This is a genomic window from Streptomyces sp. NPDC021012, assembly GCF_044333355.1.
Classification (GTDB): domain Bacteria; phylum Actinomycetota; class Actinomycetes; order Streptomycetales; family Streptomycetaceae; genus Streptomyces.
Genome location: NZ_JBIRQU010000006.1, coordinates 475371 through 493618 on the forward strand (window position 1 = coordinate 475371; position 18248 = coordinate 493618).

An 18248-nucleotide genomic window follows, 5' to 3' on the forward strand; every position below is an offset into this window, starting at 1 on the left:
AGGCCGTCACACGCCCCTGAGCCGCAGCTCCAGGCGCTCGATCGCGGCCCGCACCCCGTTCCCGTAGCCGTCGTCGTCGAGGTGGTCCGAGGCCGCGCGGGCCCGGTCCAGATGGACCCGCGCGGCGTCGGGCCGCTGGAGCTTGACGTAGTCGGCGGCCAGGTTGAGGTGGAGCGAGGGGTAGAGGGCCCGGAGCGCGGCCGCCGAATCGTGCGCGGCGAGCCGCTCCTCGGCGAGGCCCTCGGCCGCGCTCAGCGCCCGCAGGTCCCAGGCCAGCTCGGTGTCGGGATCGTCCTGGGCGTCCGCCATGTAGTGCGCGAGGGTGCAGCGGTGCAGGGGGTCGCCGTCCGGCCCGATCTGCTGCCACAGGAGGCCGAAGCGGTTGCGGGCCTCCTCGCGGTCGCCGCCGTGGAGCAGCATCATGGCCTGCCCGATCCTGGTCATGACCCCGTCGTCCGACACCTGGTGCTGCTCGGTCACCGCGACCTCCACCCGCTCACCCACTGGGACTGAAACGCTAGCCGCAGCCGGCCCGGATCGGGCCGAGGCTCAGCCGAGGTCCGGGATGCGCCAGTCGATCGGCTCGTGCCCCTGGGCCGCGACGGCCTCGTTGATCTGGGTGAAGGGGCGGGACCCGAAGAACTTCTTCGCCGACAGCGGCGAGGGGTGGGCGCCCTTCACCACGGCGTGCCGCTCCTCGTCGATGAGCGGGAGCTTCTTCTGAGCGTAGTTGCCCCACAGGACGAAGACGGCGGGGTCGGGGCGGGAGGCGACGGCGCTGATCACCGCGTCGGTGAACTTCTCCCAGCCCTTGTTCTTGTGCGAGTTCGCCTCGCCGGAGCGGACCGTCAGCACGGCGTTGAGCAGGAGGACGCCCTGCTCGGCCCACGGCATCAGATAGCCGTTGTCCGGGATGGGGAGGCCGAGATCCGCCTGCATCTCCTTGTAGATGTTCCGCAGGGAGGGCGGGATCTTCACGCCGGGGCGGACGGAGAAGCAGAGACCGTGGCCCTGTCCCTCGCCGTGGTACGGGTCCTGACCGAGGATCAGGACCTTCACCTTGTCGTACGGGGTGGCGTCGAGGGCGGCGAAGACCTCGTCCTTCGGCGGGAAGACCGGTCCCTTGGCGCGCTCCTCCTCGACGAACTCGGTGAGCTGGGCGAAGTACGGCTTCTGCAGCTCCTCGCCGAGGACACCCCGCCAGGACTCGGGCAGCATGCTGGTGTCGGTCACGGTCACAACCTCCGGTGGACGTTCCTGTTTCTCCACCGAGAACCTATCGGGGGCCACTGACAGTGGCCCCCTCAGGCCCGGAGCGGGTCCCGCTACCAGCTGGCCCGGCGGCTCAGCTCCCACATCTGCATGACCGTCTGCGGGTCGAGGGCGCGCTCGCCGCCGCCGATGTCCTCGCCGGCCGCGATGTACAGCTTGCCCTGCCACAGGGGCAGCAGCCGGACGTCCTGGACCATGATCTCCTGGGCCTCCACGAACTCGTCCGTGACGGTCCCGCGGTCGCTCTGGCGGCGGGACTTCGGGAGCAGTTCGCCGGTGATCCGGGGGCTCTCGTACGGCGTGCCGAGGACGTTCTCCTTGCCCACGAAGGGGGCGACGAAGTTGTCCGGGTCCGGGAAGTCGGGGAACCAGCCGCGGCCGAAGACCGGGTACTCGCCCTTCTGGTAGCCCGCCTGGAACTCCTTCCAGGGCTTGCCGTGCAGGGTGACCTTGAAGAGGCCGGACTCCTCCAGCTGCCGCTTGAGTTCGGCGAACTCGGCGGCCGTCGAGGAGCCGTACCGGTCGGTGGCGTACCAGAAGTCCAGCGCGACGGGCTCGGTGATGCCGGCGTTGCGGAGGATCTTCTTCGCCTTGTCCTTGCTCGGCGCGCCGTAGCGGTCGAAGAACTTGGTGGTGTGGGCGGCGATTCCCTTGGGCACCATCGAGTACAGGGGCTCGGCGGTGCCCTGGTAGACCTTGTTGACCAGTTCGTCGCGGTCGACGAGCTGGGCGATGGCCTTGCGGACGGGGAGCTTGGCGACGGACTCGTCCTGGGTGTTGAAGACCAGGTAGCGGATGTCGGCGCCGGTCGACTCGATGAGCTGGAGCTGCTTGTTCTCCGGCTTGTCCTCCTGGAGGTTGACGACCTCCTCGGCGGTGAGACCGCGGTAGGTGGCGTCGATCTCGTTCTTCCGGAGGGCGGCGACCATGGCGTCGGAGTCGTCGAAGTACTTGATCGTGACGCCGCCGTTCTTCCGGTCGGCGAAGCCCTTGTAGAAGGGGTTCTTCGTCAGCTCGGCCGTCTTGCGCTCGGTGTACGAGTCGAGGACGTACGGTCCCGAGCCCATGATCTTGCCGTCCTTGCGGAGCTGGTCCGCCGGGTACTCGGCCGGGTCCACCAGCGACATCGCGGGGGTGGCGAGGATGAACGGGAAGGTCGCGTCCGACTTGTTGAGCCGGAAGACGACGGTGCGGTCGCCGACGGTCTCGATCTTGTCGAGCGAGCCGAGCATCCCGTTGGGGCCGCCCTTGACGTTGATCGTGCGGATGCGCTCGATCGAGTACCGCACGGCCTCGGCGTCCAGCTTGTGCCCGTTGGAGAACGTGAGGCCCTCCACGAGCTTGCACTCGAAGACCCGGCTGGAGGTGTCGGTGAACTTGCAGTCGGCGGCGTCCGGCTGCGGCGTGGTGCTGCCCGTCGGGAATGCGACCAGGGTCTGGAAGACATTCCGGAAGAGCTCCCAGGAATTGTCCCAGGCGGCGGCTGGATCAAGCGTGGAGGGAGAACTCATCGTACCGACGACGATTCTCTGATCCCCGGCGGATTCGCTGTCCGAGAAGACACCGCATCCGGTTACCAGGGATATGGACACAAGGGCTGCAGCGGCCTGCAGACTGGTCCGGTTGAACACGTGCACGCTCCTCGTTCAGCCAGGGGTCGGCCGACCATACCGCAGCACCCCGCCAGGTCAATCTTCGAGCCCGGCGGGGCACTTGAGGCATTCGACGTATAACCGTGCTCAATCCGGACAGGGGATCCCGGAAAGTGTCCGGTTATCGGTCACCCGACTCCGGCGTTCAGGAAAAGGCCGCCGTCGAGGACGAGCGTCTGACCGGTGATCCACTCCGACTGGGACGAGGTCAGGAAGGCCGCCGCGCCTCCGATGTCCTCGGGCTCGCCGAGCCGGCCGAGCGGATAGGAGGCGGCGGCCTCCGCCTCACGGCCCTCGTAGAGCGGCTGCGCGAATTTCGTCTTCACGACGGCCGGGGCGATCGCGTTGACCCGCACGAGCGGCGCGTATTCGTGCGCCAGCTGGAGGGTCAGATTGATCATCGCGGCCTTGCTCATGCCGTAAGCGCCGATGAAGGGCGAGGCGGAGACGCCGGCGATCGAGGCGATGTTCACGATCGCCCCGCCGTGCTCCTTCTGCCAGGCGTGCCAGCTCCGCTGCGCGAGGCCGAGCGCGGAGATCACGTTCGTCTCGAAGACCTTGCGGGCCACCCCGAGATCCAGGTCCGCGAGGGGCCCGAAGACGGGATTCGTACCGGCGTTGTTGACCAGGAAGTCCAGACGGCCGAAGCCGTCCATCGCCGCCTCGACGGCGGCGGCCTGGTGGGCCTCGTCGTGCGCCTTGCCGGGGACCCCGATGGCGCGGTCGGCCCCGAGCCGCTCGACGGCCTCCTTGAGGGCCTCCTCGCCGCGCCCGGTGATGACGACCCGGTCGCCGCGGGCGACCAGGGCCTCGGCGACGCCGTAGCCGATGCCCCGGCTGGCGCCGGTGACGAGGGCGACCTTGCCGGACAGCTCCGGCCTCTCCTGCGTGCTCATGCCTGCCTCCTCCTGTCGCCGCCGGCCGTCAGTTGAGCGGTCCGCCGGCCACGTACATGACCTGGCCGGAGACGAAGCCGGCGTCGTCGCCCGTGAAGAAGGCGATCGCGTTGGCGACGTCCTCGGGGCGGCCGACCCGCTGGACCGGGATCATGGAGGCGGCGGCCGCCTGGAAGTCCTCGAAGCCCATGCCGACGCGCTCGGCGGTCTGCGCGGTCATCTCGGTGACGATGAAGCCCGGGGCGACGGCGTTGGCGGTGATGCCGAACTTGCCGAGCTCCTTGGCGAGGGTCTTGGTGAAGCCCTGCAGACCCGCCTTGACCGCCGAGTAGTTGGCCTGGCCGCGGTTGCCGAGCGCCGAGGAGGAGGAGAGGGAGACGATCCGGCCGAAGCCCGCGTCCACCATGTGCTTCTGGACGGCCTTGGCCATCAGGAAGGCGCCCTTGAGGTGGACGTTCATGACGAGGTCCCAGTCGTCCTCGGACATCTTGAAGAGCAGGTTGTCGCGGAGCACGCCCGCGTTGTTGACGAGGATCGTCGGCGCGCCGAGCTCGGCGGCGATCCGCGCGACGGCGGCCTCCACCTGGGCGCTGTCCGAGACGTCGCAGCCGACCGCGAGGGCGGTGCCGCCCGCGGCGGTGATCTTCTCGACGGTGTCCTTGCAGGCCGCCTCGTCGAGGTCGAGTACGGCGACGGCGCGGCCCTCGGCCGCCAGGCGGAGCGCGGTGGCGGCGCCGATGCCCCGTGCGGCACCCGTGACGACGGCTACGCGCTGCTCGGTGGTGGACATGCTTGGTTCTCCTCGCCCTTGGATCGTCCCTGGTCGCGGTCGGACCGGTGGCCGCTCCTGCGTCCCGCACATGAGCGACCGCTTAGTATCCGTCCGCAGGACGAGACGCTAGAAGCCCTGGCACCCGGTGTCAACGGCCCACCGGGTGCACCAGGTCACTCCTCGGTCACTCAGCGCACGAGCAGATCGAGCAGCCGTTCCACCTCGGCCTCGGGGTCGACGGTCAGCCCCGTGTGGACGGGCCCCGGCTGCACGACCGTCGAGCGCGGCGCGATCAGCCAGCGGAAGCGCCGCCCCGCGTCGTCGCGCGCGGCCTGGCCCGCCGCCTCGCCGCCCAGGCAGACCCCCTCGACGGCGCGCAGCGCGGCCCGTACGCCGGTCACGTCGGCGGCCGGGTCGAGCGCCGTCAGCTTGGCCTCGTCCAGATGCGTGCGGGCGGCCACGAAGGACCGGGCGCGGCAGTAGACGACCACTCCCGCGTTGAAGCACTCACCGCGCTCCACCCGCGGCACGACGCGCAGCAGCGCGTACTCGAAGACATCGCGGTCGGTCACGTCGTGCTGTCCTTCTCGGTGGTGGGCTTCCGGGGCGCGAGGCGCTCGGCGAGCCAGCCGGGCGGCTGCTGCGGCCGGTTCTCGGTGCGGGGCCCGAGCGTGATCCGCTCGTGGATGGTGGCGGCGCGGGGCAGCAGGGCCGAGACGTACGCGGCGCGCACCTCGTCCGTGCTGTCGAAGCCGGGCTCGTCGACGAGCCACTCGTCGGGGACGTCTGCGGCGACCTCCTCCAGGAGCTCGCGGGTGACGAGCGGGGCGAGCTCGGCGGCCGCGGCGGCGATGTCCGGGGCGAAGGGGGCGAGCGCGTGGTCGGAGGCGTCGTACGGCTTCGCGGCGGAGGCCTGGGCGCCCGGCCAGTTGTGGTGCCAGATCATGGTGGCGCCGTGGTCGATGAGCCACAGGTCGCCGTGCCAGACCAGCATGTTCGGATTGCGCCAGGACCGGTCGACGTTGTTGATCACCGCGTCGAACCAGACGACCTTCCCGGCCTCCTTCGGGTCGACCTCGTACGCGAGCGGGTCGAAGCCCAGCGAGCCGGGCAGGAAGTCCATGCCCAGGTTGAGCCCGCCGCTCGCCTTGAGCAGCTCCTGCACCTCCTGGTCGGGTTCGGAGAGCCCGATGACCGGGTCGAGCTGGATGGTGACGAGCTCCGGCACCCGCAGACCGAGCCTGCGGGCGAGCTGCCCGCAGACGACCTCGGCGACCAGGGTCTTGCGGCCCTGTCCGGCGCCCGTGAATTTCATGACGTATGTCCCGTAGTCGTCGGCCTCGACGATTCCGGGGAGCGAACCGCCCTCGCGCAGGGGCGTGACATAGCGGGTCGCTGTCACCTCTGTAAGCATTCGCCCAGGGTATCGGCGGGGTGACCCTCAGGGGCCGGGAGTCCGCCCGGCGCTCTCCCCGGCGGGAGGGGCGTCCGCCGGACGGTCCGCGCGGGCGGCGGACGCGGCCAGGATGCGGTCGAGGAGTGCGTCGAGGCCGTCCGTCAGCTCCTGGTAGCCGCCCTTCTCGGCGAGGGCGGGCGCGGTCTCGCGCAGCCGGGGGAGCTCGCGGGCCGGCATCAGGTGCAGGCCGAGGCGGAAGGCCGGATCGGGCTCGTCGGGGTTGTCGACCATGGCCCGCAGGTCGCTGAAGATGTAGCCGAGCACCCAGGCGGTGACCGCCCGGTAGGCCGTCACGACGCCCTGCGCGTCGAGCCCGGCGCGGTCGAGGAGGGCCAGCACCCGCTCGTGGGCCTGGAGCACCGCGAGGGGGCGCCGGGCCAGCGGGACGGCGAGCAGCCGCGTGGCGAGCAGCGGCACGACGTGCGGGTGGGCGAGGGAGATCCGGTACAGGGCGCAGGCGCCGCGGCGGAGCTCGGCGCGCCATTCGGGCAGGTCGGACGCCTGACCGAGGGGGGCGGGCTCCTCGCGGGCGAGGTCCTCGTCCAGTTCGGTGTAGAGCTGCTCGACCAGTCCGTCGAGGAGCGCGTCCTTGCTGGGCGCGTAGCGGTACAGCGCCATCGCCTCGACGTCGAGTTCGGCGGCGACCCGCCGCATGCTCAGGGCCGACAGGCCCTCGTGGTCCACCACGTCGAGGGCCGCGGCGAGCACGCGTTCACGGCTCAGCCGGCGGCGGCCCCGGCGGCGCTCGGTGGCGTGGCCGATGTCCACCTTCCTGCGGTCCGGCTGGGTGCTGCTGGCCATGGGGCGCCTCCGGGCTCGACGTCGCGACGCGACTGCTCCCGACTATATCCGAATGCCCCTAAAGAATACGTTTACACCATAAGTGGACATTTATTGACAGGCATGACATAGCGGCGCAATATGTATGTTTAAAACGTAGACGTACGGCGACAGCCCCCCGCACGGTCGCCGCTGGAGGCCGCTGACATGGACGGCAACCCCACTCCCCGCACCGAGTGCTCCGAGCTGAACGACCCGCGTCCGCGCGTTCGACCCCGTCTGACCCTCGTCGTCCCGACGCGCAACGAGCGGGAATCCGTCCCGCTGCTGCTGCGCGCCCTGGAACCGGCCTTCGACGGGCTGCCCGCCGAGATCCTGTTCGTCGACGACAGCGACGACGACACCCCGGAGACGGCCGCGCTGCACGCCCCGGGCTGTCGGCTGCCGGTCCGCATGCTCCACCGGGAGAAGGGGGCCCGCGAGGGCGGCCTGGCGGGTGCCGTCCTCGCGGGCGCGCGCCATGCCCGGGGCGAATGGGCCCTGGTCATGGACGCCGACCTCCAGCACCCGCCGGAGGCCGCCGCCGCGCTGGCCCGTACGGCTCTGGGACACGGCGTCGACATCGTGGTCGGCACCCGCTACGCCGGGTCCGGATCGACCGGTGACGGGCTCGACGGCCCCGCCCGCCGGCTCGTCTCCCTCGGCAGCACCGTGCTCGCCAAGGCGGTCTTCCCCCGCCGGCTCGCCGGCGTCAGCGACCCGATGAGCGGGCTCTTCGCCTTCCGCATCGCCGCGACCGACCTGGACCGGCTCAGCCCCCTCGGCTTCAAGGTGCTCCTCGAAGTGCTCGTCAGGCACCCGGGCGCACGCGTCGCCGAGGTCTCCTACCGCTTCGCGCCCCGCGCGGCCGGCACCTCCAAGGCCTCGCTCCGCGAGGGGCTGCGGTTCCTGCGGCACCTGGCCCGGCTGCGCCGGCCCGCCCCCGGCGCGGGCCACGACGGCGGCACGGGCCGCCACGCGGCGCCCGACCGCCCCGGCCTCGGCACCACCTCGCGGTTCCTGGCCTTCGGACTCGTCGGCCTCAGCGGCATCGCCGTCAACACCGCGGCCCTGTGGTTCTTCCACTCCGCCGTGGGACTCCACCAGCTCCTCGGCGCCACGCTCGCCACCCAGGTGTCCTCCCTGTGGAACTGGGCCCTCCTGGAGACGCTGGTCTACCGGGGCGGAGGCCAGGGCGGCAGGCGCGCGGCCCTGGGCCGCGGCATCGCCTTCCTCGCCCTGAACAACCTCCTGCTGCTCGGCCGCCTGCCCCTCCTGGAGCTGTTCGTCCTCGCCGGGGTCGGACTGCTCACCGCCAACGTCCTCAGCCTCGTCGTGCTCTTCGTGGTCCGGTTCCTCTTCAGCGACCTGCTGATCTACCGTCGCCGCCACGAGGCCTCGGCCCGCCGCGACCCGGTGCGCGTCCTCGTCGCCCCGGGCGCCGAGGTCCCCGGCTCCGCGCCCCCCTCCCCCGCCGCCACCACGCCCTCCACGGCGCACCCCAAGCGCCCCCGGTACCTGACCTACCGTTACGACATCGCCGGCACCGTCACCATCGGCTCCCAGATCCGCCTGCCCGAGCTGGAGTTCTTCCGCGCCCAGTGGGTGCCGCCGGACGCCTGCGACATCACCGTCCGCGTCGGCGACGTGGGCCGCCGGCGCCCCCGCCACCGCGCGGTGATGACCGAGATCCCCGGTCGCGGCGCACCGCAGCCCACCACCGTGCAGTACGAGGAGCAGCTCGGCCGCCTCGGCGCCAACTTCCGGGTCGACATCGGCGACCCCATCGACGTCCTCGTCAGCCCGCTCCTCGCCCGCTCCCCGCACGTCGTCTACACGAACGTCCTGGAGGCGCTGCTGCGCTTCGTGCTCGTCTCCCGCGACCGGATGCTCCTGCACTCCGCCTGCGTCGAACTGGGCGGCACGGGCGTGATGCTCTCCGCGCTCACCGACACCGGCAAGACGTCCACCGTCCTGCGGCTGCTGAGCGAGCACGACGGGCGGTTCCTCTCCGACGACATGACCGTCGTCGACGCCGACGGCAACGCCCTCTGCTTCCCCAAGCCGCTCACCATCAGCGCGCACACCCTGCATGCCGTGCGCTCCGACGACCTGACCCCGCACGAGTGGCACCGGCTGCAGCGGCAGAGCCGCCTGCACTCCAAGGAGGGCCGCTCCTTCGCCTTCACCCTCGCCCGCCACAACCTGCCCATCATGGGCATCAACGCGGTCACGCAGATCCTGGTGCCCCCGCCGAAGTACGCCGTCGACCGGCTCGTGGACTGCCGGCTGAGCAGCGCGGTCAAGGTGACCGAACTGTTCGTCATCGAGCGCGGCGAGCCCCGCCTGAGCGACCTCGGCCACGAGGAGACCGTCAGCCGACTGCTCGTCAACACCGAGGACGCCTACGGCTTCCCGCCGTTCCGGTACTTCGCCCCCGCCATCACCGTCGACGGGCTCGACCACGCCCGACTGCGCGGTCGCGAGCGGGACATCCTGTCCGGCTTCCTCTCCGGCGTGCGCACCCGCGTCCTGGCCTCCGACCGGTTCGGCTGGGCCGACGAGATACCGCGGCTCCTCGCCGCGGACCGGCCCGCGGTCAACGGCCACCCGGTTCCCCGGGTCGACGGGCACCCGTGGCCGCACTGGGTGCCGGAGACGGCGAAGAGCGCACCGCCCCTGCCCGTGAGCTCCGGGATCCTGCCCCTCCACCACGCCGTTCCGGCCGACTCCGGCGCCTCCCGTCCGGAGGACCCCGGCGGGAGGACGCCATGACCCGCCCCGCGTACTCCGCCTCGGACACGGCGGCCGCCCCCGGCACGGGAGTCGGCTCCGGCGGCCCCCCGGGGCCTGTCGAAGCCACCGCCGTCCGCCCCACCGCCCGCCCGCGCCGCCGCCCCACCGCCTCCTGGGCACTGCGCAGCGCCCTGCCGCTCACCGCCGTCCTGGCCCTGGCCGCCTTCCTGCGGTTCTGGCAGCTCACCGCGATCGGCCTCAACAGCGACGAGGCCGTCTACACCGGCACCGCCGCCTCCCTGGCCGGCGACCCGACCATGCAGACGGTGTTCCCCGTCTTCCGCGCCCACCCCGTGCTGTTCGCGAGCATCCTGTCGCTCTTCCTGCGCGGCGGCGCCGACGAGTTCACCGCCCGCGCGGTCGCGGCCGTCATCGGCGTCCTGACCGTCGCCGTCACGTATCTGCTGGCCCGGAGGCTCTACGGCCGCGCCGCGGGGCTCGCCGCCGCGCTGCTGCTCGCCGTCATGCCGTACCACGTGGTGGTGACCCGGCAGGTGCTGCTCGACGGGCTGATGACGCTGTGCGCCACGGTCGCGCTGTACTGCGTCGTGCGGTACGTACAGGCCGACCGCGACGGACTGCCCTGGCTGCTGGGCGCCGCGGGGGCGCTGGGCGCCGCGGCGCTCGCCAAGGAGACGGCGCTGGTCCTCGTCTGCGGTCTGTACGTCTTCTTCGTCCTCAGTCGCTCGGTGCGGATGCGGTGGCGGCACGCCGTCCTCGCCACCGGCGTCCTCGCCCTCGTCTTCGCCGCGTTCCCGCTCGCGCTGTGGCTGGCGGGCCGCGGCGGCACCGGGCAGAACTACCTGCAGTGGCAGCTGTTCCGGCGCGCCAACCATCCGATGGGGTTCTACGCCACGACGGTGCCGCAGGCCCTCGGCTGGGCCGTGCTCGCGGCCGCCGTGATCGGACTGGTGTGGCTGCGGCGGCGCAACGGCTGGCGCGAGGGCCTGCTGCTGTGCTGGATCGCCGCACCCGTCCTGTTCTTCACCCTGTGGCCCGTCAAGGGATTCCCCTATCTGCTGCCGATCGCACCACCGGTCGCCGTGCTCGCCGGCCGCACCCTGGGCGCCCTCGCCGGGCTCCGGCTGCGGACCGGCCGGCTGCGGGTGCCGGCCCGACGGCTGTCCGCCGCCGGCGCCGTCCTCGTCGCACTCGCCGTCGCGCTGTCCCTCGCCCTCCCGTCCGCCGCCCGGATCACCGCCCCCCCGAAGGGCTCGTTCCTGGCCGGTTCCGGCGGCCTGCCGGGCGGCCGCGAGGCGGGCCAGTGGGTGCGCGACCACGTGCCCGACGGGGCACGGCTGCTCGCCGCCGGGCCCTCGGTCGCCAACGTGCTCCAGTTCTACGGAGGCAAACCGGTCTCGGCGCTGTCGGTGAGCGTCAACCGGCTCTACCGCAACCCCTCGTACACGCCCGTGCCCAACCCCGACCGCTCGCTGCGCGACGGCGAGTTCCAGTACCTCGTCTGGGACTCCTACACCGCCCACCGCGCCCCCTTCTACGGCGCGAAGATCAGGCAGCTGGTCGACAAGTACCACGGCGCGACCGTCTACACCTCCGCCGTGCGGGTTCCCGCGTCCGCCACCGACCCGACGCCCGCTCCGGTCATCGTCATCTATCAGGTGCGTGCGTCATGAAGCCGCTGACCGCCCGTCTGCTGACCGCCCTGGCCGGCGCGACGCTGCTCCTCGGCCCCGCTTCGGCCGCGGTCTCCGCCGGCACCGACCCGGGTGGCGGGACCGCCGCCGAGCACCGCGCGGCCACCCCCGTCCAGCACTTCATCTACGTGATGCAGGGCCCCCGGACCTTCGACAACTACTTCGGCACGTACCCCGGGGCCGACGGCGTTCCCGCCGGCGCCTGCCAGCCGCGCACCGTCGGCGGCCCCGCCTCCGACTGCGTGCGGCCCTACGCCCTGCACGCCAAGGCCCCCGCCCCGCTCTCCCCGAGCCGGAGCATCATCGCCCAGCAGATCAACGGCGGGCGCATGGACGGCTTCGTCTCCGCGTACACCCGGCAGGGCAGGGACGGCACGACCGTCATGGGCCACTACGACGCCAGGGACCTGCCGTTCGACTGGGCCGCCGCCGACCGGTACGTGCTCTTCGACAAGTTCTTCTCCGCCGTCCCCTACGGCACCGCCACCGAACGCTCCTACTGGGTCTCGGGGGCCGCCCCGACGGCGACGGGCGACCGCCCCACCATCTTCGACCGGCTCCAGCAGGCGGGGGTCAGCTGGAAGTTCTACGTCGAGAACTACCGGCCCGCCGAGAACTACCGGGCCCCCGGCGCCACCCAGCCGGTCCGCGCCCCCCTGCTCGGGTACGCCCGCTTCGTCGACGACCCCGCCCTCGCCTCCCACATCGTGGACCTGGACCAGTACTACCGCGACCTCGACGACGGCACCCTGCCGTCGGTGGCCTACATCGCCAGCTCCGGCTCCTCCGAGCGCTCCGCGCGGGCCATCCCGCCCGGCCAGAAGCTCATCCGCTCGCTGGCCACGCAGCTGGCCCTCAGCCCGTACTGGGACAGCTCGGCCCTGCTGTGGAGCCACGACGGCTCCGGCGGCTGGTACGACCACGTGGCCCCGCCGCCCGCCGCCGACGGTCCGCGCGGCCTGCGCGTACCGGCCGTCCTGATCAGCGCCTACGCGCCGGCCGGCCACATCGACCACCGGGTGCTCGACTCGTCCTCGGCGCTGCGGTTCATCGAGGACAACTGGAACCTGGCACCGCTCGGCGGGCGGGACACCACCGCCGCCGGTCTCGCCGCCGCCCTCGACTTCTCCGCCGCCCCCCGGCCCCCCGAAGTGCTCGCCGCCCCCACCGGGCGGCCCGCCGTACGGCCCGTCGACCCGGCGCTCGTGTACGGGGTCTACGGCGGGATACTCGGCGGAGCCGCGCTGCTCGTCACCGGCGCCGCCCTGCGCACCGCCCGCAGGCGCTCCGCGGGCCCGGCGGAGCCGTCCCCCGTGCCGGAAGGGAGCCGGCCGTGAACCGCCGTACCGCCCGCCGCCCCGCCGTCGCCCTCCTCGCCCTGCTCACGGCCCTGCTGCTGGCCCTCGCCGGACCGGCCGCCGCAGCCCACCGCTCCGCCGGCCCCCACCACGCCGCCCCGCCGGTCACCGTCACCTTCCGCACGGTCCCGGCGGTGCCCGGGGTCCGGCTGGTCTTCGCCGGCGCCTCCCTCGTCACGGGCGCCGACGGCACCGCCTCGTACACCGGCGCCCGCACCGCCGACCGCGCGTCGCTCCAGCTGCTCGACACCTCGGTCAGCACCCCGGACGCCCGCTACCGCTTCACCCGCTGGGCCGGGCAGCGCGACCCGGACCAGACGTTCCGGCCCCGCGTCGACGGGCTGCCGCTGCGCGCCGACTACACCATCACGGCCGGGTTCGCCGTGCAGTACCCGGTGACCGTCTCCTTCACCGACCAGCACGGCACGCCCCTGGACCCGTCCCTGGTCTCGGCGGTGAAGGTCAAGGGATCCGACGCCCGCACCACCGACCTGTCCGTGTCCGGCACCACCTGGCTGGACGGGATCGTGCCCGTCTTCCGCAACAGCCGCCTGACACCCGTCCCGGTCGACTACACCCTGCGGAGCCTCGTCTACGACGGCGTCCAGCTCGCCGACGCCGGACGGCAGGGCTTCCGGCCCGGCACCGACCGGCACCTGACGTTCACCGGCGCCTTCCACGACCTGACCGTCACCGCCCACGACGCGCTGTTCGGCTCCGCCACCGGCGACCGGGCCACCGTCACCGCCCCGAGCGGACGGGCCACGACGGTGGCGCTCGGCCCGGACCACACCGCCGTCCTCACCCACCTGCCGCGCGGCCGGTACACCATCGAGGTCAAGGCCCCCGGCGGCACCGCGAGCCCGCGCGAGGTGCAGCTGTCCCAGGCGGTCACGGCCGACGTGACCGTGGTCAGCCTGACCGACGTCCTCGTCCTCCTCGGTGCCGGCCTGCTGGTCGTCGGGGTACCGGTCGCGATCAGGATCCGGCGCCGGACCCGCCGCACCGCCGCGGGCCCGGCACCGGCCGACGGGGCGGAACCGGGAGCCGCCGCACCGCGTGAGCCCGTACCGCCGGAAGAACCGGAGTCACCACCGGAAGAACCGGAGTCACCACCGGAAGAGCCGGAGTCACCACCGGAAGAGCCGGTGTCCGAGCGGCCCGAGGGGGAGGAGGAGGCGACCCGCTCCTCGCGCCCCGGGGCGGCGGCCCGATGAGGCGGCTGTGGGCGCTCCTCGCCGCGCTCCTCACCGCGCTCGTCCTGTGCCGGCCGGGCCCGAGCTCCGCGTCGCCCGGCCCCCCGCCCACCGCGTCCACCGCCGCGCCCGCCTCCCGGCCGCCGCTGCTGGCCTACTACTACCAGTGGTTCAGCCCCGGGTCCTGGCAGCGGGCCAAGACCGACCTGCCGCTCGCCGGCCCGTACTCCAGCGACGACACCCAGGTGATCGACCGGCAGATCGCCGAGGCGAAGTCCGCGGGGATCGACGGGTTCGTCGTCGGGTGGAAACACGGCACCGTGAACGACCGGCGGCTGCGCAAGCTCGTCGACGCCGCCGAGGCGGGCCACTTCAAGCTCGCCATGATCTACCAGAGCCTGGACTTCCACCGCCGCCCGCTGCCCGTCGCCCGGGTCGCCGCCGACTTCCGGTACTTCCGCGACCACTTCGCCGACAGCCCCGCCATGCTGCGCCTCTCCGGCCGCCCGCTGACCGTCTGGAGCGGCACCTGGGAGTACTCCCACGCCGACGTCGCCCGCGTCACCTCGGCCGTCCGGGGCCGACTCCAGGTACTGGCCAGCGAGAAGAACGTCGCCGGCTACCAGCGGATCGCCGACGTCACCGACGGCGACGCCTACTACTGGTCCTCCGCCGTGCCCGGGACCACCCCCGGATACGCGGAGAAGCTCCAGGAGATGGCGCGGGCCGTGCATGCCGACCACAAGATCTGGGTGGCTCCCTGCGCGCCCGGCTTCGACGCGCGGCTCGTCGGAGGCACCCAGGCGGTCCCCCGCGACGACGGTGCGACGCTGAGGGCCGAGTACGCCGCGGCGCTCGGCTCCTCACCGGACGCCATCGGCCTGATCAGCTGGAACGAGTACTCCGAGAACACCCACGTGGAGCCCTCCCGCGACCACGGCGACTTCTTCCTGGGGGTGCTGCGGCAGCTGCGCGGCGTCCCCGCGGGCGCCCCCTCCGTACAGAGCCCGAGCGGCTCCGCCCGGCCGGTCGCCCGGCCGGACCCCTCCCGCGGCTACTGGGCGTTCCTCGGCATGGCCGCCCCCGTGCTGCTGGTCACCCCGCTCGCGGTGCGCCGCCTGCGCGCCTCCCGGCGCGGGCCCGCCCCGGTCGCGGAGGAGCGGACGGGCCCGGATCGAACGGTCAGCAGGTCACCGGGGTCGACGTCCCCGCCGTGTTCCCGGCCAGATCGCGTGCCCTGACCTCGTAGGTGTACGAGGCCGGGCACACGGCCGTCTTGTCGCTGAAGGTGAGCACCTCCCGCGGGACCGTGGCCATGTACGTGCCGTCGCGGTAGACGTCGTAGGTCGCGAGCTGGGTGTCGTCGGTGGCCGCGCCCCACGTCAGCTGCATGGTGGTGGAGGCGGTGCGGGTCACCGTCAGGGGGGAGGGCGCGGTGGGCGCGGTGCCGTCGGCGGCCAGGTTGTAGCTCTGCACGTCGAAGGTGTTGCCGAGGGAGTCCGTCGGGGTCACCGTCAGCGTCGAGCCGTTGACCGAGACCAGCAGGAAGTGGTGCACGTTGGCGTCGGCGGCGGGGACCGGGACCGTGGAGGGGCAGCGCTTGCCGACGTTGGAGCTGTAGGACCAGCCGAGGCCGTACGCGTCCGTCGGGTGGCAGCCGTGGCCGCCGATCGAGCTGAGCTTGGCGCCGGCGCCGCCGGTCACGTAGCTGGGCACGCCCCCGGGCGGGGCGACGTTGCGCTGGTAGATGTGGGAGTGGCCGTTGAAGACCAGGCCCACGCCGTTGTCGTGCAGCAGCTGCTCCAGGGTGTTGCTGCTGCCGGGGTTGTTCTTCAGGTACTCGTCGTCCGGCTCGGTCGGGTCGTCGGAGCGCAGCGGGAAGTGGAAGGCGGCCACCTTGACGCCGCCCGGGTGCGCGGCGAGGTCCTGCTGGAGCCACTGGTACTCGGCCGAGGTGGTCGCCCAGTGGGCGGCCGCGTCGACCTGGTAGATGGCGCAGTGGTCGGTGCCCTCGCAGTTGTTCCCGTCGGCGGTGCCGACGTTGCTGTCGCTCCAGGACGCGTCGAGCACGTAGAACCGGACTCCGCCGCTGGTGAAGGCGTAGTACGTCGTCGGGTAGCTCGCCGGGGTGCTGCCGAAGAACGACGGGTAGCTGACCTGGGAGTAGACGCCGTTCGAGGCGGCGGCGACGGCGGTCTCCGGCCAGGTCGGCAGGAGGGTGGTGTTGCGGCCGTGGTTGCCGTTGGTGGCGAACATCGGCAGGACCTGGCCGGGCGCCGCGTAGTACTCGGGTGCGAAGACGCCGCTGATGTTGACGCCGGACTGCTGGAGGTCGCCGTAGTTGGTCTGGCTGCCGCTGGGGTAGGCAACGTCGCCGGTGGACAGCGCGAAGCGGGCGCCGCTGGCGGCCAGCCGGGACATCACGTTGGCCTGGTCCTGGTTGACGGCCCCGCTGTTGACCCCGTTGCTGGTGGTGTCGCCCCAGTCGCCGAAGACCGCGAACGTGAAGGGCGTCGGGGAGGCGCCCGGCACCATCGTGGTGAACGAGGGCGAGGGGTTGGTGCCGAGCAGGTCGACGGGGGTGGCGTCGCCGGTGAAGACCCGGTAGCAGTACGGGGTGTCGGGGCTGAGGTTCGGCACGGTCACCGAGTTGTTGTACTCGGTGACCCCGTTGACGGTGATGGTGGTGCCGAGGGTGGCGGAGGTGACCGAGTTGGCCGTGCAGTTGCCGATCGGGCCGTACTTCACGGTCTGCCGGCTGCGGGTGGTGGTCGCCCACGTGACCCGGATGGAGGTGGGGGTCAGGTCCGTCAGATAGGGGGCCCGGGTGAGGACCGGGGAGGCGCCCGGCAGGTCGGCCAGGGCGGGGGTGGGCGCGGCGAGGGCCGCCGACAGGGCACCGAGCGCCACGGCGGCGCCGGCGAGGTGGAGGCCTCGGCGGCGTCCGACGGATGCGAACACAGGCATGTCATGGGTCCTTTCAGCCTCCGCTGCGGCCTGTCTGGGGCGTTCGGCCGGGCGACGGGGACGGAGGCACCCCCGGGAACGTAAGCGCGGCCGGGGGCCGGGACGGACCGGCGCGGCCGGGCCGGGGGCCGCGAACCGCCGCATTCACCCGGTCGGGGGCCGTCGCGTGGGCCGGTCGGGCGACTCGGCGTGTCCTTCGGTCTCGCCTCCCGTCCGGTGCGGGAAGAAGGGACAGGACCCATGCGCTCCCGCGCCCTGCCCCTTGGAGGCCCCCCGTGTCGGCATGCGACTCGCAGGAAGCCGTCCGCCGTCGGCCCTTCGGCCGGCTCCGCGCGGCTCTGGCCGTCGCGGTCGTCACCGCGTCGACGGCCGTCGCGCCCGTCGTGCCCGCGGCGGCGACGCCGCGGCCGCAGGAGGACACGCCGGCGTCCGACCGCGCCTACGTGGCCAACACCACGGCCAGGACGTTGTCGTTCCTCGACACCGACGACCGGACCGTCACCCACACGGTGGCCGTGCCGTCCGGCGCGGCCGACGTGGGGGTCTCCTGGCGCGTGCACCGCGCCTACGTGACCGGTGGCAGCGGCTCGCACACCGTCAGCGTCGTCGACACCGAACGGGCCAGGGTCGTCGGCACGATCCGGGTCGGCGACCGGCCCGAGGGCATCGCCGTCAGCCGTGACGGCCGGCGCGCCTACGTCGCCAACGCGGACTCCGGCACCGTGTCCGTGATCGACACCGGCCGGAACCGGGTCCTGCGCACGGTGCGGGTCGGCGCGTTCCCCCGGGGCGTGGCGGTCTCCCCCGACGGGAAGCACGTCTACGTCGCCAACCTGCTGTCCGGCAGCGTGTCGGTGATCGCCGCCGCCCCCGGCCGGGTCGTGGCGACGGTGCCGCTGGGCACCGGAACCGCGGCCTACGACGTGGCCGTCAGCCCGGACGGCAGGCTGGCGTACGTGAGCACGGGCAACGGGACGGAGTACGTGTCGGTCATCGACACCCGCGCGGCCACCGTCCTCGACGCCGTGCCGGTCGAGGCGGGCGCGGAGTCGCTGGCCGTGTCGCCCGACGGAGGGTCGGTGTACGTGAGCTCCGGCTTCGGGAACGACGAGGTGTCGGTCATCGACACCGAGGTCGGCACCGTCGCCCGCAGCTTCCGCGTCCCCGGCGGCGCGGAGGGGCTCGCGCTGGGCTACGAGGGGCGGCAGATGTACGTCGCCACGGGGCTCGGCTCGCGCTCCGCGGTCTACGTCGACACCGAGACCGACCGGGTCATGGGCACCACGACGGTCGGCACCGGGCCGATGAGCGTGGCCGCCGAGTCCGAGCCGGAGCCGGTGGACACGCGGGCCGGTACCGGCCGGCGGATCCACTGGAAGACGGGCCAGAAGCCGGCGGCCGCGCGCTGA

15 protein-coding genes are annotated in these 18248 nt (G+C 72.8%); 6 read left to right on the forward strand and 9 right to left on the reverse strand.

The window, feature by feature from the left end; all coding sequences use genetic code 11:
* Window positions 1-6: 6 nt before the first annotated feature.
* The 8 genes from ACH4TP_RS22615 to ACH4TP_RS22650 all read right to left on the reverse strand — a co-directional run bounded on the left by ACH4TP_RS22615 (window position 7) and on the right by ACH4TP_RS22650 (window position 6849).
* Window positions 7-444 (reverse strand): hypothetical protein, encoded by a 438-nt coding sequence (locus tag ACH4TP_RS22615; RefSeq protein WP_398182627.1) that lies wholly within the window; start codon window positions 442-444, stop codon window positions 7-9.
* A gap of 105 nt (window positions 445-549) precedes the next feature.
* Complete coding sequence (gene ung / locus ACH4TP_RS22620; protein ID WP_389229556.1) at window positions 550-1233, reverse strand: uracil-DNA glycosylase; 684 nt, start codon at window positions 1231-1233, stop codon at window positions 550-552.
* 92 nt (window positions 1234-1325) lie between these two features.
* Window positions 1326-2903 carry an ABC transporter substrate-binding protein gene (locus ACH4TP_RS22625; protein WP_398181827.1) on the reverse strand — a complete coding sequence of 526 codons (1578 nt, stop codon included), beginning with the start codon at window positions 2901-2903 and terminating at the stop codon, window positions 1326-1328.
* A 149-nt stretch (window positions 2904-3052) separates the two neighbouring features.
* Window positions 3053-3820, reverse strand: a complete 768-nt coding sequence (locus ACH4TP_RS22630) for an SDR family oxidoreductase (RefSeq protein ID WP_389229562.1) — start codon at window positions 3818-3820, stop codon at window positions 3053-3055.
* Between the two features lie 28 nt (window positions 3821-3848).
* Window positions 3849-4610, reverse strand: a complete 762-nt coding sequence (gene fabG, locus ACH4TP_RS22635) for a 3-oxoacyl-ACP reductase FabG (RefSeq protein WP_389229565.1) — start codon at window positions 4608-4610, stop codon at window positions 3849-3851.
* A 170-nt stretch (window positions 4611-4780) separates the two neighbouring features.
* Window positions 4781-5164, reverse strand: coding sequence for a DUF3037 domain-containing protein (locus tag ACH4TP_RS22640; protein WP_389229568.1), 384 nt, complete (start codon window positions 5162-5164; stop codon window positions 4781-4783).
* Complete coding sequence (locus ACH4TP_RS22645) at window positions 5161-6006, reverse strand: HipA family kinase (RefSeq protein ID WP_398181822.1); 846 nt, start codon at window positions 6004-6006, stop codon at window positions 5161-5163. The genes ACH4TP_RS22640 and ACH4TP_RS22645 overlap by 4 nt, the downstream gene beginning before the upstream one ends.
* A 27-nt stretch (window positions 6007-6033) precedes the next feature.
* A complete protein-coding gene (locus ACH4TP_RS22650) occupies window positions 6034-6849 on the reverse strand; it encodes a TetR/AcrR family transcriptional regulator (RefSeq protein ID WP_389229574.1) in 816 nt (271 codons plus the stop codon).
* Between the two features lie 186 nt (window positions 6850-7035).
* Between ACH4TP_RS22650 and ACH4TP_RS22655 the strand changes: the two genes are divergently transcribed.
* Genes ACH4TP_RS22655 through ACH4TP_RS22675 form a run of 5 tightly spaced genes read left to right on the forward strand, consistent with a single transcriptional unit; the run spans window position 7036 to window position 15113 of the window.
* Window positions 7036-9642, forward strand: coding sequence for a glycosyltransferase (locus tag ACH4TP_RS22655; RefSeq protein ID WP_398438932.1), 2607 nt, complete (start codon window positions 7036-7038; stop codon window positions 9640-9642).
* Window positions 9639-11297 carry an ArnT family glycosyltransferase gene (locus tag ACH4TP_RS22660; RefSeq protein ID WP_398438933.1) on the forward strand — a complete coding sequence of 553 codons (1659 nt, stop codon included), beginning with the start codon at window positions 9639-9641 and terminating at the stop codon, window positions 11295-11297. The genes ACH4TP_RS22655 and ACH4TP_RS22660 overlap by 4 nt, the downstream gene beginning before the upstream one ends.
* Window positions 11294-12655 (forward strand): alkaline phosphatase family protein, encoded by a 1362-nt coding sequence (locus ACH4TP_RS22665; protein WP_398438934.1) that lies wholly within the window; start codon window positions 11294-11296, stop codon window positions 12653-12655. Before ACH4TP_RS22660 ends, ACH4TP_RS22665 begins: the two co-directional genes overlap by 4 nt.
* Window positions 12652-13893 (forward strand): hypothetical protein, encoded by a 1242-nt coding sequence (locus ACH4TP_RS22670; RefSeq protein ID WP_398438935.1) that lies wholly within the window; start codon window positions 12652-12654, stop codon window positions 13891-13893. The genes ACH4TP_RS22665 and ACH4TP_RS22670 overlap by 4 nt, the downstream gene beginning before the upstream one ends.
* The gene (locus ACH4TP_RS22675; RefSeq protein WP_398438936.1) at window positions 13890-15113 is read left to right on the forward strand and encodes an endo-1,3-alpha-glucanase family glycosylhydrolase; all 1224 of its coding nucleotides are present in this window, start codon (window positions 13890-13892) and stop codon (window positions 15111-15113) included. Before ACH4TP_RS22670 ends, ACH4TP_RS22675 begins: the two co-directional genes overlap by 4 nt.
* On the opposite strand, the gene ACH4TP_RS22680 is transcribed toward ACH4TP_RS22675, so the two are convergent.
* Entirely contained in the window at window positions 15055-16839 is a 1785-nt protein-coding gene (locus tag ACH4TP_RS22680; protein WP_398438937.1) for a fibronectin type III domain-containing protein, read from the reverse strand. The genes ACH4TP_RS22675 and ACH4TP_RS22680 overlap by 59 nt on opposite strands.
* Window positions 16840-17114: 275 nt before the next feature.
* Here ACH4TP_RS22680 and ACH4TP_RS22685 point away from each other — a divergent pair, with 275 nt between their 5' ends.
* Window positions 17115-18248, forward strand: coding sequence for a cytochrome D1 domain-containing protein (locus tag ACH4TP_RS22685; protein ID WP_398438938.1), 1134 nt, complete (start codon window positions 17115-17117; stop codon window positions 18246-18248).